General features: G+C 68.9%; 21 protein-coding genes and 1 riboswitch. Of the genes, 5 read left to right on the forward strand and 16 right to left on the reverse strand.

The genetic code is table 11. The annotated features are described in order from the left end of the window. Window positions 1-24: 24 nt before the first annotated feature. From ACIHAX_RS23400 to ACIHAX_RS23440, 9 genes are all read right to left on the reverse strand, one after another. Window positions 25-462, reverse strand: a complete 438-nt coding sequence (locus tag ACIHAX_RS23400) for a helix-turn-helix domain-containing protein (RefSeq protein WP_355071645.1) — start codon at window positions 460-462, stop codon at window positions 25-27. 326 nt (window positions 463-788) lie between these two features. After that, window positions 789-2,441, reverse strand: a complete 1,653-nt coding sequence (gene thiC / locus ACIHAX_RS23405; protein WP_364424554.1) for a phosphomethylpyrimidine synthase ThiC — start codon at window positions 2,439-2,441, stop codon at window positions 789-791. Then, a riboswitch (TPP riboswitch) is annotated at window positions 2,431-2,553 on the reverse strand. (Overlaps the previous gene by 11 nt.) Before the next feature lie 89 nt (window positions 2,554-2,642). Next, entirely contained in the window at window positions 2,643-3,089 is a 447-nt protein-coding gene (locus ACIHAX_RS23410) for a hypothetical protein (protein WP_364424552.1), read from the reverse strand. Between the two features lie 160 nt (window positions 3,090-3,249). Then, window positions 3,250-4,428 carry a fumarylacetoacetase gene (gene fahA, locus ACIHAX_RS23415; protein ID WP_397279540.1) on the reverse strand — a complete coding sequence of 393 codons (1,179 nt, stop codon included), beginning with the start codon at window positions 4,426-4,428 and terminating at the stop codon, window positions 3,250-3,252. Then, window positions 4,425-5,621 carry a homogentisate 1,2-dioxygenase gene (locus ACIHAX_RS23420; protein WP_355071651.1) on the reverse strand — a complete coding sequence of 399 codons (1,197 nt, stop codon included), beginning with the start codon at window positions 5,619-5,621 and terminating at the stop codon, window positions 4,425-4,427. Before ACIHAX_RS23420 ends, fahA begins: the two co-directional genes overlap by 4 nt. 65 nt (window positions 5,622-5,686) lie before the next feature. Then, window positions 5,687-6,313 carry a TetR/AcrR family transcriptional regulator gene (locus tag ACIHAX_RS23425; RefSeq protein WP_355072123.1) on the reverse strand — a complete coding sequence of 209 codons (627 nt, stop codon included), beginning with the start codon at window positions 6,311-6,313 and terminating at the stop codon, window positions 5,687-5,689. A 71-nt stretch (window positions 6,314-6,384) separates the two neighbouring features. Then, window positions 6,385-7,215: an exodeoxyribonuclease III gene (locus ACIHAX_RS23430; protein WP_356962759.1), complete on the reverse strand. Its 831-nt coding sequence runs from the start codon at window positions 7,213-7,215 to the stop codon at window positions 6,385-6,387. Between the two features lie 32 nt (window positions 7,216-7,247). Beyond that, complete coding sequence (locus ACIHAX_RS23435) at window positions 7,248-8,249, reverse strand: GNAT family N-acetyltransferase (RefSeq protein WP_355071654.1); 1,002 nt, start codon at window positions 8,247-8,249, stop codon at window positions 7,248-7,250. Continuing rightward, on the reverse strand, window positions 8,239-8,829 hold the full coding sequence (locus tag ACIHAX_RS23440) for a peptide deformylase (protein ID WP_355071656.1): 591 nt from the start codon (window positions 8,827-8,829) through the stop codon (window positions 8,239-8,241). Before ACIHAX_RS23440 ends, ACIHAX_RS23435 begins: the two co-directional genes overlap by 11 nt. Before the next feature lie 181 nt (window positions 8,830-9,010). On the opposite strand from ACIHAX_RS23440, the gene ACIHAX_RS23445 reads away from it, so the two are divergent. After that, window positions 9,011-9,364, forward strand: coding sequence for a DUF3263 domain-containing protein (locus ACIHAX_RS23445; protein WP_356962756.1), 354 nt, complete (start codon window positions 9,011-9,013; stop codon window positions 9,362-9,364). Window positions 9,365-9,417: 53 nt separating this feature from the next. Here ACIHAX_RS23445 and ACIHAX_RS23450 read toward each other — a convergent pair whose 3' ends face one another. Beyond that, window positions 9,418-9,720, reverse strand: a complete 303-nt coding sequence (locus ACIHAX_RS23450) for a hypothetical protein (RefSeq protein ID WP_379249049.1) — start codon at window positions 9,718-9,720, stop codon at window positions 9,418-9,420. Here ACIHAX_RS23450 and ACIHAX_RS23455 point away from each other — a divergent pair. The 4 genes from ACIHAX_RS23455 (at window position 9,713) to ACIHAX_RS23470 (ending at window position 13,411) form a co-directional block, all read left to right on the forward strand. Next, window positions 9,713-9,970, forward strand: a complete 258-nt coding sequence (locus ACIHAX_RS23455; protein ID WP_379249047.1) for a LytR C-terminal domain-containing protein — start codon at window positions 9,713-9,715, stop codon at window positions 9,968-9,970. The genes ACIHAX_RS23450 and ACIHAX_RS23455 overlap by 8 nt on opposite strands. Before the next feature lie 162 nt (window positions 9,971-10,132). Next, entirely contained in the window at window positions 10,133-10,819 is a 687-nt protein-coding gene (sodC, locus tag ACIHAX_RS23460; RefSeq protein ID WP_355071662.1) for a superoxide dismutase[Cu-Zn], read from the forward strand. Between the two features lie 11 nt (window positions 10,820-10,830). Continuing rightward, entirely contained in the window at window positions 10,831-11,976 is a 1,146-nt protein-coding gene (locus ACIHAX_RS23465) for a glutamate--cysteine ligase (protein ID WP_355071663.1), read from the forward strand. A gap of 76 nt (window positions 11,977-12,052) precedes the next feature. Continuing rightward, window positions 12,053-13,411 (forward strand): DUF5933 domain-containing protein, encoded by a 1,359-nt coding sequence (locus ACIHAX_RS23470; protein ID WP_364424544.1) that lies wholly within the window; start codon window positions 12,053-12,055, stop codon window positions 13,409-13,411. Window positions 13,412-13,425: 14 nt separating this feature from the next. On the opposite strand, the gene mnhG is transcribed toward ACIHAX_RS23470, so the two are convergent. The 6 genes from mnhG to ACIHAX_RS23500 are packed head-to-tail and all read right to left on the reverse strand — an operon-like array spanning window position 13,426 to window position 19,456. Then, window positions 13,426-13,761: a monovalent cation/H(+) antiporter subunit G gene (gene mnhG / locus ACIHAX_RS23475; RefSeq protein WP_355071667.1), complete on the reverse strand. Its 336-nt coding sequence runs from the start codon at window positions 13,759-13,761 to the stop codon at window positions 13,426-13,428. Further along, window positions 13,758-14,018 carry a monovalent cation/H+ antiporter complex subunit F gene (locus ACIHAX_RS23480; RefSeq protein ID WP_356962749.1) on the reverse strand — a complete coding sequence of 87 codons (261 nt, stop codon included), beginning with the start codon at window positions 14,016-14,018 and terminating at the stop codon, window positions 13,758-13,760. Before ACIHAX_RS23480 ends, mnhG begins: the two co-directional genes overlap by 4 nt. Continuing rightward, window positions 14,015-14,581, reverse strand: a complete 567-nt coding sequence (locus ACIHAX_RS23485) for a Na+/H+ antiporter subunit E (RefSeq protein ID WP_355071670.1) — start codon at window positions 14,579-14,581, stop codon at window positions 14,015-14,017. Before ACIHAX_RS23485 ends, ACIHAX_RS23480 begins: the two co-directional genes overlap by 4 nt. Continuing rightward, entirely contained in the window at window positions 14,578-16,182 is a 1,605-nt protein-coding gene (locus tag ACIHAX_RS23490; protein WP_355071671.1) for a Na+/H+ antiporter subunit D, read from the reverse strand. Before ACIHAX_RS23490 ends, ACIHAX_RS23485 begins: the two co-directional genes overlap by 4 nt. After that, window positions 16,179-16,556, reverse strand: a complete 378-nt coding sequence (locus ACIHAX_RS23495; RefSeq protein WP_355071672.1) for a Na(+)/H(+) antiporter subunit C — start codon at window positions 16,554-16,556, stop codon at window positions 16,179-16,181. The genes ACIHAX_RS23490 and ACIHAX_RS23495 overlap by 4 nt, the downstream gene beginning before the upstream one ends. Then, entirely contained in the window at window positions 16,553-19,456 is a 2,904-nt protein-coding gene (locus tag ACIHAX_RS23500; RefSeq protein ID WP_364424536.1) for a Na+/H+ antiporter subunit A, read from the reverse strand. Before ACIHAX_RS23500 ends, ACIHAX_RS23495 begins: the two co-directional genes overlap by 4 nt. Window positions 19,457-19,526 lie beyond the last annotated feature (70 nt).

Raw genomic sequence — 19,526 nt, forward strand, 5'->3', positions numbered from 1 at the left:
GGATCAAACAGGCATCGTGAGCAGTCAGTCGACTACGCCGAGTTCGTCTTCGAGAGCGCGCAGGTCATCGAAAGCCTGACGCTGCGCAGCCCGCTGGGATTCCCTGTGCGCGAGAACATCCCTGCTGAAAAGTCGAGTGTGCGAGCCGACCTTGTGCGCGGGCAACGTGCCTTCGTTGACCAGCTTCATCAGTGTCGGACGTGAGATGCTCAGCATCTTTGCGGCGACGGTGGTGGTCACCTCGTTCGGGACACTGCCGACAGTCACGGTGCAACCACGGCTGATGAAGTCGAGAATCTGAGAGATCAGCGCCGTCAGCTGGGCGGGCATCTCCACGGAGTCCCCACTTCGGAGACCGACAGTAATGGTCTCCTCTGCATCATCCGACGCGACGCCGCGAGCCTGCTCGACGTGGGCCTGGAACGCCCGAGCCTGCTCGATTTCGCTTGCGGTGATCGACACGACCGCTTTCTCGTCGTGAATCAGTGACGGACTCATCGACTCGAACTCCTTTCTGCTCTCGCAGGTACTACTTACCGTAGGCGCTTGCACTTATAAGTGCAAGGGCGACGCCAGGCTTACAGACACCAGCAGCGCTAGGGGTCCGACGACGCGTCGACTCTAGGCGCGCTACTCGGCCCCAATCCTCGCCAGCCCGAGAGTGCTTGCCATGCGAACGTCTCTACCTGGAACTTCTGAGCAGATGAGATCCAGCGTCGAAAATTCAGCCGGCTTTTGTCGTCCCACCGCCCGCCGCATCGTGGAGATGCGGCGGGCGCAGGCGGTGACTACGAGACCACGGGCAGGTAGACAGCGTTGCCGTGGCTGGCGAACTCGGCGGACTTCTCCGCCATGCCCGCCTGCAGTGCCTCCGCGTCGTTCAAGCCCTGGCGCTCGGCGTATTCGCGCACGTCCGCGGAGATCCGCATCGAGCAGAACTTGGGGCCGCACATGGAGCAGAAGTGTGCGGTCTTGGCGGGTTCGGCGGGCAGGGTCTCGTCGTGGTATTCGCGCGCGGTGTCCGGATCGAGGGACAGCGCGAACTGGTCGCGCCAGCGGAATTCGAAGCGGGCCTGGGACAGCGCGTCGTCGCGCTGCTGTGCGTGCGGATGGCCCTTGGCCAGGTCGGCGGCGTGTGCGGCGATCTTGTAGGTGATCACGCCGACCTTCACGTCGTCGCGGTTGGGCAGGCCGAGGTGTTCCTTCGGCGTGACGTAGCAGAGCATGGCGGTGCCCGCCTGCGCGATGATGGCGGCGCCGATCGCGGAGGTGATGTGGTCGTAGGCGGGGGCGATGTCGGTGGCGAGCGGGCCGAGGGTGTAGAACGGGGCCTCCTCGCACAGCTCCTCCTCGAGCCGCACGTTCTCCACGATCTTGTGCATGGGCACGTGCCCCGGACCCTCGATCATCACCTGCACGCCATGGGATTTCGCGATCTTGGTCAGTTCGCCAAGGGTGCGCAGTTCCGCGAACTGCGCCTCGTCGTTGGCGTCGGCGATGGAGCCGGGCCGCAGGCCGTCACCGAGGGAGAACGTGACGTCGTAGCGGGCCAGGATCTCGCAGAGCTCCGCGAAGTGCGTGTAGAGGAACGATTCCTGGTGATGCGCGAGGCACCAGGCCGCCATGATGGATCCGCCGCGCGAGACGATGCCGGTCACCCGCTTGGCGGTCAGCGGAATGTAGCGCAGCAGCACGCCCGCGTGGACGGTCATGTAGTCGACGCCCTGTTCGCACTGCTCGATCACGGTGTCCCGGTAGATTTCCCAGGTCAGCGCGGTCGGGTCGCCGTTCACCTTCTCCAGCGCCTGGTAGATCGGCACGGTGCCGACCGGGACGGGGGAGTTGCGCAGAATCCACTCGCGGGTCTCGTGGATGTTCTTGCCGGTGGACAGGTCCATGATGGTGTCCGCGCCCCAGCGGGTGGCCCACACCATCTTCTCCACCTCCTCCGCGATCGAGGAGGACACGGCCGAGTTGCCGATGTTCGCATTGATCTTGACCAGGAACTTCTTGCCGATGATGGTCGGCTCGAGCTCCGGATGCTTGTGGTTGGCCGGGATCACCGCGCGGCCCGCGGCGACCTCCTCGCGCACCGATTCCGGCGAGACGCCTTCCCGTGCGGCGATGAAACGCATCTCCGGCGTGACGATGCCCTCGCGGGCCCAGGCGAGCTGGGTACGCGGGCCCTTCCCCTCGGGTCTGTTCCACGTGTCGCGCAGTTTCGGTAGACCGCCTTCGAGATCGATCGTCGCCGACTCGTCGGTGTACGGGCCCGACGTGTCGTAGACGTCGAAGTGCTCGCCATTGGTCAGATTGATCCGGCGCACCGGAATGCGCAGGTCATCGACCTCGAGATAGTGTTTGACGCTGCCCTCGATGGGGCCGGTGGTGACGCTGTCGACGGGTGCGGATCCGCCGTCGGACGCAGCGGCGCGTGCCATTTTTCCTCCCTACGCCGGCATTACCCGGTCAGGTTCATACGGTCGACGGCCCTGACGCCTCTCGGCTAGCCGTCCTCTCAGCCCGCTGGTGCGAGCCCCCGTTGGTTTGTGAAATTTTCCCGCCCGACCATACCCGGACCCGCCGAGCGTCTGCCCGGCGATTCGGCGGATCGAGTGAAGACGCAGGCAGCGGCATTGGGATCAGGCGTCTTCCGCTGGCTGCGGGGTGGCCGAATGTCCCGGCGCGCCGTGGGTGCGGCGAGCTTCTTTCATCTCGGCCTCGTAGATGTGGCGGCGGCCGTCGAGCAGTTCGTCGCGGGCGGCGCGCTCGATGTCGCGGAACAGGTCGTAGTAATTGTCGTCGTATTCCTCGATGATCTGGAATGTCCAGCGTCCGGCCAACACGTTGCGACCGATCAACTCGGCGGAGATCCGATCGGCGATGTGCGCGTGACCCGCCGCGCGGAACAGCTCCACCGCTATGTCGAGCGCCAGATCGGCCCCGCCGGTCAGTTGGTGGAAGGAGTACAGGTGGCCGCGGGCGCGTTCGACGATCTCCAGGGCCTCCGAGAGTTTGCCGGTGGCGGCGACGGTGCCGTCGTCGACGCCATCGGGGCGACGGTGTTGAGCGGCCGGGCGATCGGTCATGACCTCGCTCCTTGTCCGGAGGATGGGTGCGGCCGTGAACTCCGCGGTCCGGCCGGGCAGCGGAGATCGAGGCGCTCGGGTAGCGGCGTACCCGGAGAACGCCGTTCTCAAGCGCGGCTGTCGTCGAACCCGGTATGCGGTGGGACGAGACCGAACGTGTTCAGCGCGGGTGTGCTGGCAGGATCCGGCCGGTGACCTCGCCCAATCCGATCCTGGCCGAACCCGGGCCCGGGGCCGATGCCGTGATCGTCACCGCGTCGCCGTCCTCGAGGAAAGTGCGTTGCTGATCGTTGACCGATACCGGCCTGCTGCCGCCCCAGGACACCTCGATGAACGATCCGCGCTGGCCGGGTTCGGGACCGGAGATGGTGCCAGAGGCGTACAGGTCCCCGGTACGCGTCGACGCGCCGTTCGCGGTGAGATGAGCCAGCATCTGCGCCGGTGACCAGTACATCCGGGAGTAGGGCGGGTAAGTGACCGGTTGTCCGTTCCACGTCACGGTGAGTTCGATGTCCAGGCCCCAGTGCTCGGTGCCGAGCAGGTAAGGCAGGGGCGCGGGTGACTGCTCGGGCAGCGGTATCCGCGCCGACTCCAAGGCAGCCAGCGGCGTGATCCACGGCGATATCGAGGTCGCGAACGACTTGCCGAGGAACGGGCCGAGCGGCTGGTACTCCCAGGCCTGGATGTCGCGGGCGGACCAATCGTTGACCAGCGCGACGCCGAAGACCCGGTCGGCGAACTCATCGATCTCCACCGGTACGCCGAGCCGCGAGCCGACGCCGATCACGAATCCGAGCTCGGCTTCGATGTCCAGCCGCCGCGACGGGCCGAAATCCGGTGCGCCGGAGTCTGTTCCGCGCTGCCCGCAGGGACGCGCCACATCGGTGCCGGACACCACCACGGTGCCCGCCCGCCCGTGATAACCGACCGGCAGATGGCGCCAATTCGGCAGCAGCGGGTCGCCGTCCGGCCGGAACAGGCGGCCGAGGTTCGTCGCGTGGTCGATGCTGGCGTAGAAGTCCACGTAATCACCGACACGCACGGGCAGCCGCAACACCACGTCGGACAGCCGATGCACCGCGGCGTGGTCCAGTTCGCCGTCGACCGCCGCGCGAATCCGGTCGCGCACCGTCCGCCAGCGCACGGGGCCCTGCGCAAGGAAGGCGTTCAGGCTCGGTTCGGCGAAAACCGAATCATCGAGCAGCACAGCCAAATCGATGACATTTTCGCCGAGCCGCACCCCCACGCGGGGGCCTTCTCCGGTCGGCGCGAACACCCCGTAGGGCAGGTTGTCCGGACCGAACAGCGAGTCCGGCGCTACCTCCACCTCGGTCCTCACGCGGGGCCCCGCCCCGACCAGCTCCACGCATAGGTCGGGTCCTCGCAGGCCAGCGCGCCTTCGCCGAGCTCCAGCGGGCGAAAGGTGTCCACCATGACGGCCAGCTCGTCGAAGTACTCGATGCCGATGCTGTTCTCGTACGCGCCGGGCTGTGGACCGTGTGCGTAACCGCCGGGGTGCACCGACACCGAGCCTTGCGTGATTCCGGAGCCTTTGCGCGCTTCGTAATTGCCGCCGCAATAGAACATGACCTCGTCGGAATCGACGTTGGAGTGGTAGTACGGCACCGGGATCGACAGCGGGTGGTAGTCCACTTTGCGCGGAACGAAATTGCAGACGACGAAGTTGCCGCCTTCGAACGCCTGATGTACCGGCGGCGGCTGATGGATACGGCCGGTGATCGGTTCGAAGTCGGCGATATTGAAGGTGAACGGATACAGGCAGCCGTCCCAGCCGACCACGTCGAACGGGTGCGCGGCGTAGACCATCCGAGTGCCGACGACCTGGCCGCCGGGGCGGTGCTTGACCAGCACTTCCACTTCGGTGCCGGTCGCACTGATGGTCTCGGTGGGTCCGTGCAGGTCGCGCTCGCAATACGGGGCGTTTTCGAGCAGCTGGCCGAACTTCGACAGATAGCGCTTGGGCGGCGTGATGTGACCTGTCGCTTCGATCGCGTACGCCCGCAAAGGTTCCGGGCCGGTGGGCCGCCAGCGGTGTGTGGTGGCACGCGGGATGAGCACCTGATCGCCCTGCCGTGCGGGCAGCGCGCCGAACACGGTCTCCACCACCGCCGCGCCCGACTCCACATAGACCAGCTCGTCGCCGATCGCGTTGCGGTACAGCGGCGAACCGCCTTTCGCGACCACATAGGAGATGCGCACGTCCGCGTTGCCCAGCAGCAAGCGGCGCCCGGTCACCGGATCGGTCTCCGCCGGGGTGTCGCCGGGGAACAGCGTGTGCAGGCGCAGATGGCGATGACGCAGCGGATGGTTCGGCGTGGTCCGCTGATCGGGCAGCTCCCAGACCGTCGAATCGACCAGTGCAGGCGGCAGGCCACGGTGATAGAGCAGGGAGGAGTCGCCGGAGAAGCCCTCCTCGCCCATCAGCTCCTCGTAGTAGAGCCGCCCCTGCTCGTCACGATGCTGGGTGTGCCGCTTCGGCGGTACCGCACCCACTTGCCGATAGAACGCCATGACCGTTCCTCCGCCAGCCGGTGGTCGGGTAGTTGATCACCATCGTAGTGCGGCCGAATCCCCGATCAGGCGTTTCGCATGGCTCGGTAGACCGCGGCTCCGACGAACGCGCCGAGATCCGCCGGTGTCCAGCCGTCCTGGTCCGCGAGGAGCGCGCGTACGGCGGCCTCGCCCGCGGACACCCACTGCTCCACCAGCACCGGCAACTTGTGCTCGGCGTCCGCCGTGCCCCAGGCGCGCAGCGTCGGGCGCAGGAGTTTGGTACAGCGCTCGATGACGAGCGCGCGCCCGCGCCCGAAGGAATTCGCGACGGCGGGGTCGGGATTGCCGTAGACCAGCCGCCAGGCGTCCGGCCGGCTCGCGGCCTTCGTCAGCAGGGCGCGGAATCCCTGGACGAACACGGTTTCGTCGGCGTCGACGTCCCGTGGCTTCATCACCTCGAGCACGCCGCTGACCAGGTAGCCCTCCTCGCGCTGAATCAGCGCCTCGATCAGCTCGACGCGATCGGCGAAGCAGGCGTAGACCACCGGCCTGGTCACCTTCATCCGCTCCGCGATGGCGGCCATGGTGACCGCGGCGATGCCGTTCTCCACGGCGATGGCGAGCGCGGTGTCGAGCACCTGCGGACGGCGGCGCTCCGGGCCGAGATGCTGTGCGCGCTGCCGTTGCCGCACGGCCGGGTCGGCGCCCATACCGCCCAGCCTGCCGCCGGTGGCCCGGTTACCGCTGCTGCGGCGGGGGAAAGGCGGCTGCGCCGGGCGGGTCATGAGCGCCCGGGTTCGTCGGCGAACTCGGCGATCACCGGGGCGTGGTCGCTGGCGCCCTTGCCCTTTCGCGCCTCACGATCGACCGTCGCGTCCGATACGGTGGCGGCGAGCGCGGGAGAGGCGAGGATGAAATCGATGCGCATCCCCTCTTTTCGCGGGAAGCGCAGCTGGGTGTAGTCCCAGTAGGTGTAGACGCCCGGTCCTGGCGCGAACGGACGCATGACATCCGCGAATCCGGCGTCCACGACGGCCTGGAAGGCATCGCGCTCCGGCTGCGACGTGTGCGTCTTCTCGGCGAAGTACTCCACGGACCACACATCGTCGTCGGTCGGCGCGATGTTCCAGTCGCCCACCAGCGCGATCTTGGCCTGCGGGTCGTCGGCCAGCCAGCGCGCGCCGTTGTCACGCAGCGCGGCAAGCCATTCCAGTTTGTAGGCGTAGTGCGGGTCGCCCAGCATACGGCCGTTGGGCACGTACAGGCTCCACACCCGCACGCCGCCACAGGTCGCCCCGATCGCGCGGGACTCGACGACCGGCGTGCTGATCAGCGACTCACCCGCGTCCTTGTCGAAGCCGGGCTGGCCGGGAAAGGCGAGCTCGACGTCGGAGAGACCGACGCGGGAGACGATCGCCACCCCATTCCACTGGTTGATCCCCAGGTGGGCGACTTCGTAGCCCAGTTCGTCGAAGCGCTCGAACGGGAACTGGTCGTCGCGGCACTTGGTCTCCTGGATGGCCAGCACGTCGATGTCCTGGCGGTCGAGCCAGTCCGCGACGCGGTCGAGCCGGGAGCGAATGGAGTTGACATTCCAGGTGGCGAGACGCACTGCGGCCTTCCTTCGGGGGTGACAGGTCTGTTCTACCGCAGGCCGCCGGGCCCGGCGAGCGGTTCCGGCGCGGCGTAGCGATAGGTGTGGTGTTCGATGAAGCCCAGTTCGCGGTACATCGCGCGGGCCGGCTCGTTGGTGGCTTCCACCTGGAGATAGGCGTGCGTCGCGCCGCGGTCGCGGCCCCAGCGGATCAGTTCGGCGCAGACCAGCGAGCCGAGCCCGTGCCTGCGGTGCGCGGCGGCCACGGCCACGCAGGTGAGGCCGATCCAGCGGCGTCCGTCCGGGGCGGTGGTGAGTGCGCCGCGGCCGATCGCGATGGGACGCGGCAGGCCGAGCGAGGCGAAGCCGAGTTCACCGTTCAGGACCGCGGTCAGCACCTCGGGATCGGGCGCGGGAATCGTCCGCGCGCCGGGTTCCTCGCCGTCGTAGCGGTGCGTCTCCAGCCAGTCGGCGTCGGGAGCGGGCGCGATCCGCACCATCGAAGGGCCTTGGGGCAGCACGAAATTGTCGATATCGAGAGCCAGCATGGCCGTCTCTCGCCAGCTGTGCCAGCCGGGCGGCACCGGGGCCAGCCGATCGGGCAGCGCGAGCTGCACAGGCAGGCCCTGCGCGGTGTACCACTCGCCGATCCGGTGCAGCGTATCCGCCGACACGGTGGCGGGTCCCTCGGAGCTGCCCAGCGGCACAGCGGAATTCGCGCGCCCGGTGTATCCGTTGCCCGCGCGCGCCAGCCAGCCGTCGATCCACGCGTGTTCGACGCCCGGCCAGCCATAGGCGGCCGCGGCCTCCAGCGCGCGGATCTCTCTGATGCGAATCGGCCTCGGCCCGACGGCTTTCAGCGCGACGACGCGCTCCGGCGCCACCGAGACGAGCTCGCCGCCCGCGCCGCGCACGGTCGGCGGGTCCAGGGAGACGAGTTCGCCGATCACGTCGGTCAGCGGTTGTGGATAACCCGCGGGCAGCTGATAGCGCAGCACCACGCGGCGGCCGAGCGGGATATCGGGCAGGCCGGCGGCGGGGTCAGTCGTCATGCCCGAACGGGTCGGGGTCGGTGCCGGGCAGCCAGCTCAGACCCGGTGTGCCCCAGCCGTTGCGTTTGATCGCCTTCTTGGCGGCCCGCGCGTTCCGTCCGATCAGCACGTCCACGTAGAGGAACCCGTCCAGATGCCCGACCTCGTGCTGGAGCATGCGGGCGAAGAAGCCCTTGCCCTCCACCTCCACCGGCTCGCCGTTCTCGTCGGTGCCGGTCACCTTCGCCCATTCGGCGCGACCGGTGGGGAACTGCTCCCCGGGCACCGACAGACAGCCTTCCTCGTCGTCGTCCGGGTCGGGCATGGTCTCCGGGATCTCCGAGGTCTCCAGCACCGGATTGACCACCACCCCGCGTCGTCGGGTCGCGGTGCCGTCCGCGCCGAGGTCGGGGCAGTCGTAGACGAACAGGCGAAGCGGAACGCCGACCTGGTTGGCGGCGAGCCCGACGCCGTGCGCGGCGTCGAGCGTTTCGTACATGTCCGCGATGAGCGGAGCCAATTCCTCCGGCGATCGAGTGACCCGCTCGGTCGGGTTGTGCAGAACCGGGTCGCCGACGATCACGATCGGGAGGATTGCCATGGGCCAATTATTGCCGTGGGCGCCACGTCACAGCTTCCCGGGTGCCGAAGTGGAGACCGCGACTACCGGCCGGTAGGGAACACGCCGCGCTGCGGGCCCGGCGATTCCTCGCCCGCGTGGTTGAATGTTCCGCGACGTACAAGCACCATTTTCGTCTGGTGGTCACTCGGCGAGGAGCGAGATGGACGGCGCAGCGGCACGGAATCTTTCCGCGACCCACAACGGCCCTTCCGCGAGCGAAGATGGCACGACGGAGCACGCTTCGGCCGAACAGGCCGACGGTGACGGACTGAGCCGTCGCGAACTCGACATCCTGGCCTTCGAGCGGCAGTGGTGGAAGTACGCCGGGGCCAAGGAAGAGGCGATCCGCGAGCTGTTCGCCATGTCGCCGACCCGGTACTACCAGGTGCTGAACGCGGTGGTCGATCGGCAGGAGGCGCTGGCGGCCGACCCGATGCTGGTCAAGCGGCTGCGCAGGCTGCGAGCGAGCAGGCAGAAGGCGCGCGCGGCGCGGCGGCTCGGATTCCAGGTCTGACCCGGCGATGCGGACCCGGACCCGTCCCGTGCGACTAGGCTCGCGAAGGTGAGCTACCCGAACCCCACCTCCGGTGGGCCACCGTTGCGTGCCCTGGCGATGGTGCTGATCGCGTTGGCCATCGTCTTCGCCGGTCTCGGGGCGATGTCGCTGTCGAGCTCCGACGCCGACACCGACGCCTCGGGGACCAGCGCATCGCCGACCTCGAGCGCGAGCGCCGCGCCGCAGGTCCCGGCGAGCACCACCGCGCCCAAGGCGCCGACCTCGTCCACCGCGGTGGCGACCGTGACGCCGACCAGTGCCGCCGCGTCGACCACCACCACGGCGGCGCGTTCGGTCCCGGTGCGCGTGCTCAACAACAGCATGGTGGCCGGACTCGCGGCGAAAACGGCAGGCCAGCTGGAGGCGAGCGGCTGGACGATCGCGGAAACGGGCAACTACCCGGGCTCGAACATCGCCAAAACCACGGTGTACTACGGCGATTCGTCCGGCGACAAGGAGGCCGCGCAGGCCATCGCGGACCAGCTCGGCGCGTCGGTGGCACCGAAGTCGAGTGCGATCGGGGATACCGCGCCGGGTGTAACGGTGATCGTCACGGGTAACTGACCCATATGTGGCCGCTGGCCGCACGCCCGGACCAGCGAACACGCGTGAGGGCGCGCCGCCCTGTCGGGAGCACGGCGGGACGGCGTGGCATCATCTTGTCCGGTAACGAACGTGTCCACCCGCCCTTACTCGTAAACTCGGTACTCGTAAAGGAGTTCCCCGATGGCCCCGTCCACAACTCGACGCCCGTCCTGGCGGACTGTGACCCCGGTGCTCGCGGTCGCGGTCTTCGGCCTCGCCGCATGCTCGAACAGCCAGGAGTCGAGTGACGTCCAGGGAACGACCCCGCCGGTGTGGAGCGGGTCGCCCGCTCCGGCCGGGCAGTCGAGCACCGAGCACGGTGGCTCGCCGAACGCCGAGCAGGGCGTGAACGTGCAGCTGAAGGACCCCTCGGGCGCCTCGGTCGGCACCGCGAACTTCGCCAAGGACGGCAACCACCTGCAGCTCACCGTCGAGGCGCACGGCCTGCGCCCCGGCTTCCACGGCCTGCACGTGCACCAGGTCGGCAAGTGCGAGCCGAACTCCGTCGCGCCGACCGGCGGCCCGGCGGGCGACTTCCTGTCCGCCGGTGGTCACCTGCAGGTCGGCAGCGCCAACGCGCATCCGGCCAGCGGCGATCTGACCTCGCTCGAGGTGCGCGGCGACGGCGTCGCCAAGCTGATCACCACCACCGACGCGGTGACGCTGGACGACGTGAAGGGCAAGGCCCTCATCATCCACGCCGACGCCGACAACTTCGGCAACATTCCCAACCGTTACTCCCGTGCCGATGGCGTCGCGGGTCCCGATGAGACGACCCTAGCGACGGGCGACGCGGGCGGCCGTGTCGCTTGTGGCGTGATCCAATAGCGCGGTGGCATATGGCCGGGGCAGGAATCGAACACGTTCCCTTCGATGGTTCGCCCCGGCCCACCATCGGGGTCGAATGGGAGATCGCCTTGGTCGACAAGGTGACCCGCGACCTGTCGAATACCGCCGCGGCGGTATTCGATTCACTCGGTGAGCTCCGTGCCCACGACGGCACACCCCAGGTCACCAAGGAATTGCTGCGCAACACCGTCGAACTCGTCACCGGGGTGCACGAGACTGTCGGCGCGGCGGTGGAGGACCTCACCGGCACGATGAACACGGTGCGCCGTGCGGCCGAGCAGCTCGGTGTCGACTTGTTCTGCGCGGGCACCCATCCGTTCGCGCAATGGTCGGCCCAGCAGCTGACCCGATCGGAGCACTACGACGAGCTGATCGAGCGCACCCAGTGGTGGGGTCGCCAGATGATGATCTGGGGCGTGCACGTGCACGTCGGAGTCTCCCACCGCGACAAGGTTTTTCCGATCCTCAACTCGTTGCTGCTGTCGTATCCGCATCTGCTCGCGCTGTCGGCGGGCTCGCCGATGTGGTCGGGATCGGACACCGGCTACGCGAGCAACCGGACGCTCATGTTCCAGCAGTTGCCGACCGCGGGCCTGCCGTTCCAGTTCGAGAACTGGACCCAGTTCGAGCATTTCGTGCACGATCAGATCAAGACCGGTGTCTTCACGCAGCTCGGGGGCATGCACTGGGACATCCGCCCGGCGCCGAAGTGGGGCACCATCGAGGTCCGGGTGTGCGACGGGATCTCCACGCGCGCCGAGCTCGCCGCGATGGCCGCGCTCATCCATTGCCTCATCGTCGACCTCGACCGCCGCGTCGAGAACGGCGAGGAACTGCCCACCCTGCCGCCGTGGCACGTGCAGGAGAACAAGTGGCGCGCCGCACGTTACGGGCTGGATGCGATCATCATCACCGACGCCGACAGCAACGAGCGGTTGGTCACCGACGACCTGGCGGATCTGCTGAACCGGCTGGAGCCGACGGCGGCGCGGCTGGGCTGCGCGGACGAACTCGCCCTGGTCGCCGAGATCCCCAAGCGGGGAGCCTCCTACCAGCGGCAGCGCCGGGTTGCCGCAGCGTCGCAGGGAGATCTGGTCGCGGTGGTGGACGCGCTGGTCGAGGAGCTGAAACAGTAGCGATCGGCCGCGTATAGGTCGGTTGCTGTTCAGCTGGCCAGGGGGATGACGTTCACCCCACGTTTACTATGGTCGGATGCTTGTCGAATACCCGGGTTCCAGAGCAGGAAGCGCGGTCTCGCGCCGTCGCGTACCGCGGACTCGGATCCGGGTCGTCGCGGCGGTGGCCGCGGTGCCGGTCCTGCTGATCGTGTTGCAGGGCGTAGCCATCTGGCAGGGATTCGAAGGCCCCCTGGAGAGCTTGGGGCGGGACTACATCGGCACACCGAAATCGATGTCGGTGCCGTGGGCCGGACTGGTCCTTGCGCTGGTGGGCATTTCGGCCCGCCGCAGGCTGGTCGCGGTGGGTGTCGCGGCTGCCATCGATGTGGCGTGGGCCGGTGTCCGCTTGCTGGCGGGAGAGCCGTTCGCGATCGGGAACGGCCCCGTGATCGTGCTGACCGGCTTGGCGCTGGTGGCCTGGCTGCGCTGGTCCGGAACCGAACGGCGGGACGCGCTGCACGCCGCCGCGCTCGGCGCGCTGCTCGTCCTGGCCACCAAAGTCGGCGATGTCTGGTTGCACGTCACCGTGATCGGCAGACCGACGGTGCTCGACGAATACGTGATCCTGGCCGACCATGCGCTGGGCGATCCGTCGTGGGTGCTCGGGCGGGCGGTGGACACGCTCGGGCCGGTGGTCTACGCGGTGCTGCACTGGGTCTACATCGAGCTGCCCGTGGCGGCGATCGTCGTGGCCGTGTGGCAGCTGCGCCGAGTGGTGTCGTCGGGCCGGTGGCCATCGCATTACCTGGTGCGCACCTTCCTGGTGCTCGGCTTGATCGGTCCCTTGGTGTACGTCCTCTTCCCGGTAGTCGGTCCGATGTTCGCGTACGGCCCGGACGGCAACGGGCTGCAATTGGGCAACTACTGGCCGGGGGTGGTGCCGCCGATCGATCGCAACCCGCTGCCGCTGCCGTTCGACGCGGCGGTTCCACGCAACTGCATGCCCTCGATGCACACCGCCTGGGCGCTGTCGGTGTTCCTGCACACCCGCCGCGACGGCGACGGCGAGCCCGCTCCGGGCTGGCTGCGCTGGGGCGGCGCGTTCTGGCTGCTGGCCACCCTCACCGCCACCCTCGGTTTCGGCTACCACTACGGCGTCGACCTGGTCGCGGGCGCGGTGCTGTGCCTCACCGTCGAATCGGCGCTGCGCGCACCGGAGCGCGGCTGGGGATGGTTCCGGATCCGGTTGGTCGGCGCAGGCGCGGTCGTGCTGGCCACGCTGCTGCTGTCCTACCGGTACCTCGCCGTGCCGATGGCCGAGTATCCGGTGCTCGCGGGCACGGTCGTGCTGGGACTGCTGGCCGGACTGGCCGCGGCGTTCCACGCGACGTGGTTCGCGACCGCGCGGCAGCCGGAGCAGGCCGTCCGCGAGGTCGAGCCCGTCGCGCGCTGAGGCCGGTCACGCGGCTAATCGACGTCGTCGTCGCGCATCTCGTTGACGCGCAACAGGCCGTCGCGGTGGCGCTGCTCGCGGTAGGCGGTGCGGCCGATCAGGTGGGCGATCACCGGGGCGGTCAGCAGGGTGAACAGCCCGACCAGCACCAGCGCCCAGACGTTGCCGTGTCCGCCCAGCTGGATCGCGGCGCCCGCCAGCACCAGGATCAGCCCGATGACCTGTGGCTTGGTGGCGGCGTGCATCCGGGTCAGCGTGTCGGGAAAGCGCACGATCCCGATCGCCGCCGTGAGCGCCAGCGTCGAGCCGAACAGGATCAGGGTGCCCGCGAGCACGTGCCAGAGGTTCATGTGTCGTCCCGCACTCGGAATCGGGACACCGCGGCCGAGCCGAGGAACCCGACCAGCGCCAGCGCGACGATCGCGGGCACCACGGTGGTGTCGGCGCTGTAGGCCGCCCAGACGGCCAGCCCGGAGGCGGCGATGGCGATCAGCGAGTCGATGCCGACCACCCGGTCCAGCGTGCTCGGCCCCATGACGACGCGATACGTGGTGATCAGTGCCGCCGCGGTCAGGATGACGGCGGCGAGGACGGCGACGACGGTCACGATGTCACCTCCGGGGGAGAGGGCGGCCGGGAGTACGGCCATCCGGTCGGGCGTTCGAACGTTTCGATCAGCAGGCGTTCCAGCCGCCGGGTGGTCCGGAAGAACTTGTCCACCGCCGCATCGCTGCCGACATCGAGAACGTGCACGTAGACGACGCAGCGCCTGCGGTCGATCTCCAGCACCATGGTGCCGGGGATCAGGTTGAGCAGGTCGGCCCACAGCACCAGCACCAGATCCGATCTCGTGCCGGAGTACACGCGCAACACGCCGGACACCGGGGTCTGCTTGGGGCGGATCGCGAGCCAGGCGACCTGAAGACTCGACTCCAGCGCGTAATACGCGCTCGCCACGATCAGCTCGGGCAGGGGAAACGGGTTCAGCCGCCCGGACACCGGCACGCGCGGCAGCGGCAGTGCCACCATGATCAGCGCGGCGACCGCCAGCCCGCCCAGTACATTCGCGATGCTCAGATCGCCCCACAGGGCGAGCCAGACCACGGTGAGCCATACGAGGATGCCGACGCGGACGGTCGTGTCGCGCACCGGGCCCCGCTCGGCGCTCATCGTGGGCTTCCCGGCGATTCGCCCAGCACCGCACCGATGTACACGCCGGGATCGCGCAGGTCCACCGCGGCGCGGTCGGCGATCATGAGGATCGGCCCGGCCAGCACCGTCAGGCACAGCCCCACCGTCACCAGGGCCGCGGTGGACAGCACCATCAGCGGCGGCATGCGGCCGGGATCGGTGCGCTCGTCGTAGTGCACGTCGGTCGCTTCCTCGATCAGCGTCGGCGGCCTGGCCGCGGTGAGATGGCCCTCCGGCGCGTCCTCGCGGGGCCGCCAGAACGCTTTGCTCCATACCCTGGCGACGGTGTAAAGCGTGAGCAGGCTGGTGAGCACGGCGCCGCCGACCAGCACCCAGGCCAGCACGCTGCCGCGTTCGGCGCCGGCCCGCAACAGCGCGACCTTGCCGATGAACCCGGAGAACGGCGGTATCCCACCGAGATTCAGCGCCGGGACGAGGAACAGCACGGCCAGCAGGGGGCTGGCCGCGGCGAGCCCGCCCAGCCTGCGCAGCGAGGTGGATCCGGCTTGCCGCTCGATCAGTCCCGCCACCAGGAACAGCGTGGTCTGCACCAGAATGTGGTGCGCCACGTAGAACACCGCGCCCGACAGCCCGGCCGCGTTGGCGAGGCCGACGCCGAACACCATGTAGCCGATGTGACTGACCAGCGTGAACGACAGCAGACGGCGGATGTCGCTCTGCGCGATGGCGCCGAGGATGCCGATGAGCATGGTGAGCAGGCCCGCCACCAGCAGCACCGAGTCGAAGCCGCCGTCGGGGAACAGCAGCGAGTGGGTCCGGATGATCGCGTACACGCCGACTTTGGTGAGCAGACCGGCGAACACGGCGGTGACCGGCGCCGGGGCGGTCGGATAGGAGTCGGGCAGCCAGTTCGACAGCGGGAAGACGGCCGCCTTGATACCGAACGCCACCAGCAGCACTGCGAAGATCGCCGTGCGCGTGCCCTCCGGCACGGCGCCGAACCGGACCGCGAGCTGGGCGAGATTCAGCGTTCCGGTGGCCGCGTAGGTGAGCCCGATGCCGGCGAGGAAGATCAGCGACGAGACCGACGAGACCATCACGTAGGCCACGCCCGCGCGGATGCGTTCGGTGGTCGCGCCCACGGTGAGCAGCACGAACGACGCCGCGAGCAGGATCTCGAAGCCGACGAAGAGGTTGAACAGGTCACCGGCGAGGAACGCGGCCGAAACACCGGCGGTGAGCACCAGATACGTGGGCCGGTAGATCGAGGTGGGCTGCCGCTCGTCGCCGTCGCGGATGTTCTGACCCGCGCCGTAGAGGTTGACCGACAGCAGCACGATGGACGAGACCAGCAGCATCGCCGCCGACAGCCGGTCCACCACCAGGGTGATGCCGATCGGCGCTGCCCAGTCGCCCACCTGCAACGCGGTGGTGCCGTCCCGGTCGACCAGGAACAGCAGCAACCCGCAGATCACCACGACAGCGGTGAGCGCCCCGACGCTGACCGCGCTCTGGATGCGCGGCCTGCGCCCGAACACCAGCGTGGCCGCAGCGCCGAGCAGGGGGACGAGCACCGGCAGAGGGGTGAGGACCGGCAGCAGGCCGGGTGAAAGGCTCACGTCTCCGGGTCCTCTCCGATACGACGCCGGGCGACATCCACGTCCTCTTGGTCGTTGGCGACGTCGTCGCTGGTGGTGAGCATGTAGGCGCGGTAGGCGAGGGCGAGCACGAATGCCGCGATGCCCATGGTGATCACGATGGCGGTGAGCACCATCGCCTGGGCGAGCGGGTCGGCCATCTCCTCGGTGTCGGCCGTGCCGCGGATGGGCGGTTTGCCGCGACCGCCGCCCGCGGTGAGGATCAGCAGGTTCACCGCGTTGCCGAACAGGATCAGCCCGAGCAGCATCTTCGACACGGCGCGTTCCAGGAGCAGGTATACCCCGCACGCGACGAGGATGCCGATCACCACCAGCAGGGTCAGATTCGCGGTCACGTCGCGGAACCTCCGTTCGCCGAGGGGGTCTCGGCGTCGGCCAGCTCGCTGTCCAGGCGCGCGCCGAGACTGCGCAGCACGTCCAGCACCAGGCCGACCACGATGAGGTAGACGCCGAGATCGAACAGCAGCGCGGTGACCACCTTGACGTGCCCGATCACCGGCAGCGAAACCTCGATGATCGCCGAGGACAGCGGCGGCGCGCCGAGCAGCAGCGACGAGACGGCAGTGCCCGCGGCCAAGGTGAGGCCGGCGCCGAGGATGTGGCCCGCGTCGACGGGCAGTGCCTCACCCAATTCGTAGCGGCCGCCCGCGAGGTACCGCAGGGTCAGCGCGAGCCCAGCGGTGAGCCCGCCCGCGAACCCGCCGCCGGGCGCGTTGTGGCCGGAGAAGAAGAAGTAGACCGACAGCACCATGATGGTCGGGAACACCAGCCGCGTGGTGATCTGCAGGACCATCGAGCGTTCGGCCCGGGCCACCAATCGGCCCGCGGGCAGCCAGCTGACCAGCTCCGGATCGTAGTCGGGGGAGTCCGTCGCGCGCGGCGCGCTGCCGAAGCGCCTGCTGCGGAACACCAAAGAGGCCACCCCCGTCGCGGCGACGACGAGCACCGAGATCTCACCGAGGGTGTCCCACGCCCGCAGGTCGACGAGCAGGACGTTGACGGCGTTCTTCCCCCCGCCGAATTCGTAGGCGGCATCGGGAATTCTGAGCCAGATGGGTTCGGCGGTGCGGGCCGCCACGGCGAACCCGGCCAGGACCGCGACCACCGTCCCGGTCCCGACGGCCAGGACCGCTCTGCGCAGCTTGAACGCGGCCGTCCGGCTCGGCTCGATCGTCGCGGGGAAAGCGCGCAGCACCAGCACGAAGATGACCAGCGTGAGCGTCTCCACCAGGAATTGGGTCAGCGCGAGGTCGGGCGCGCCGTGCAGCGCGAAGATCACGCCGCTGCCGTATCCGGTCACCCCGACGACCAGCACGCTCGCGAGCCGGTTGCGCAGCACCGTCGCGGCGAGCGCGCTCACCGCCATGATCGCGCCGATGGCCGCTTGCAGCGGCGAGTCCCACAACCGCAGCGTGACTCCGGTGCGGGTGCCGAGGGCGAGCAGGACGGTCGGCAGGACGATGAGCGTGACCAGGATCGCGGCTTGGCTCAGCGGCAGCGACCCGCGCTGCACCGCGCCGGTCATCCGCAGCGAGAGGGTGTCCATCGCGCGCAGCGTGGCGTCGTAGGCGCGGTCGGCGTTGCCGAGGCGCGGGTGCGCCGATTCGGCGAAGCGGCCGCGCAGCCGCCACAACACGACGCCGACCGCGACGATCAACAGTGTCGACGCGAGCGCGGCATCGAAACCGTGCCACAGCGCCAGATGCGAAAACGGAACGGCGGCCAGCGTTTCGGCGTAGGGGCGCAATCGTGCGTCGAGCCAGGACGGGGCGAGACCGGCCGCGAGGCTCGCGACGGCGAGGATCACCGGTGCCGCGAGGAACAGAGCACCCGGCGGATGCCAGCGGAGACGACGCTCGGCTTCCGGCTGATCTTCGGCGACGGGTACTTCGCTCGGGTGGTGTGCGACGGGCGTGGCGCCTGCCGCGGGTTCCGGCTCGCGGTCCTTGTCCGCGAAAGCGCCCCAGACGAACCTGATGCTGTAGCCGACGGTCAGCATCGACCCGAGCACCACTCCGGTGAACACCGCGCCGCGTACGGGCGCGGTGAGCACGTCCGCGTCCAGTACGGCGTTCAGCGCGCTTTCTTTGCCGACGAAGCCGAGCAGCGGCGGTATGCCCGCCATGCTGAGCGCGGCCAGGACCGCGGTGGCGCACAGCACGGGAGCCCGACGGCCGAGCCCGGACAAGCGGCGCAGATCGCGCGTGCCCGCACCGTGGTCGATGATCCCGACCACCAGGAACAGGCACGCCTTGAACAGCGCGTGCGCGACGACCAGCGCGACTCCGGCCAGCGCGGCATCGGGTGTGCCGATGCCGACCAGCACGATCAGGAATCCCAGCTGGCTCACCGTGCCGAAGGCCAGCACCAGTTTCAGATCCACCACCTGGAGCGAGCGCAGCCCGGCCAGCAGCATCGAGGCGAGGCCGAGGGTCAGCACCAGCGGATGCCACACGGGGTTCTGCGCGAACGCCGGTGCCAGGCGCGCGATCAGGTACACGCCGGCTTTCACCATCGCCGCGGCATGCAAGTACGCGCTCACCGGGGTGGGTGCGGCCATCGCGCCGGGCAGCCAGAAATGCAAGGGCACCACGGCGGATTTGGTGAGCGCGCCCACCAGGATCAGGGCCACCGCGACATTCACCGCGGTCCCGCTCGGGTTGGTCCCGGAAAGGAGATCCGACAGCAGATAGCTGCCGTTCACGGTGCCGAGCACGACGATGCCCGTCAGCATCGCCAGTCCGCCCGCTCCGGTCACCAGCAGCGCCTGGATCGCGGCCCTTCGGCTGGCCGCCTGCTCGGCGTTGTGACCGATCAGCAAGAACGACAGCACCGTTGTCGCTTCCCAGAACACATAGAGCAGGAGCATGTTGTCGCTGGTGACCAGCCCGAACATGGCGCCGGCGAACGCGACCAGCTCGGCGGCGAACACCCCGAGCCGCGGTTCGTCATCCTCGAAGTACCGGGCGCAGTAGATCAGCACCAGCGCCCCGATGCCCAGTACGAGCGCGCACAATACCGCCGCGAGGGTGTCGAAGCGCAGATCGATGTTCAGGGCGATGCTCGGCGCCCAGGTCAGCCGAACTCGCTGCGGCTCGGACCAATTCGCGATCACCCAGGCGAAGCCGCCGAGCGGGACCACAGCCAGTAGAAAGAATGCGTTGCGCCCCAGTGCCCGCACCCACAGCGGAGCCAGCAGGGCGGCCGCGGCATGAGCGAGCAGGATTGCGAGCAAACTTCACTCCGTCGGGTAGGGGCGGCGGGGTGTCCGGCACAAGCCTACGGAAAGCGTGCTTTTTCCGTGG

Source organism: Nocardia sp. NPDC051929, from assembly GCF_044548645.1.
Lineage (GTDB): Bacteria > Actinomycetota > Actinomycetes > Mycobacteriales > Mycobacteriaceae > Nocardia > Nocardia sichangensis.

Coding starts and splice junctions, on each gene's coding strand:
- ACIHAX_RS23485 (WP_355071670.1), bottom strand. CDS start 14,581: ATGAGCGCCGAGCGGGGCCCGGTGCGCGACACGACCGTCCGCGTCGGC.
- ACIHAX_RS23435 (WP_355071654.1), bottom strand. CDS start 8,249: ATGACGACTGACCCCGCCGCCGGCCTGCCCGATATCCCGCTCGGCCGC.
- ACIHAX_RS23470 (WP_364424544.1), top strand. CDS start 12,053: ATGCTTGTCGAATACCCGGGTTCCAGAGCAGGAAGCGCGGTCTCGCGC.
- mnhG (WP_355071667.1), bottom strand. CDS start 13,761: ATGAACCTCTGGCACGTGCTCGCGGGCACCCTGATCCTGTTCGGCTCG.
- ACIHAX_RS23465 (WP_355071663.1), top strand. CDS start 10,831: ATGGCCGGGGCAGGAATCGAACACGTTCCCTTCGATGGTTCGCCCCGG.
- ACIHAX_RS23410 (WP_364424552.1), bottom strand. CDS start 3,089: ATGACCGATCGCCCGGCCGCTCAACACCGTCGCCCCGATGGCGTCGAC.
- sodC (WP_355071662.1), top strand. CDS start 10,133: ATGGCCCCGTCCACAACTCGACGCCCGTCCTGGCGGACTGTGACCCCG.
- ACIHAX_RS23425 (WP_355072123.1), bottom strand. CDS start 6,313: ATGGGCGCCGACCCGGCCGTGCGGCAACGGCAGCGCGCACAGCATCTC.
- thiC (WP_364424554.1), bottom strand. CDS start 2,441: ATGGCACGCGCCGCTGCGTCCGACGGCGGATCCGCACCCGTCGACAGC.
- ACIHAX_RS23440 (WP_355071656.1), bottom strand. CDS start 8,829: ATGGCAATCCTCCCGATCGTGATCGTCGGCGACCCGGTTCTGCACAAC.
- ACIHAX_RS23445 (WP_356962756.1), top strand. CDS start 9,011: ATGGACGGCGCAGCGGCACGGAATCTTTCCGCGACCCACAACGGCCCT.
- ACIHAX_RS23420 (WP_355071651.1), bottom strand. CDS start 5,621: ATGGCGTTCTATCGGCAAGTGGGTGCGGTACCGCCGAAGCGGCACACC.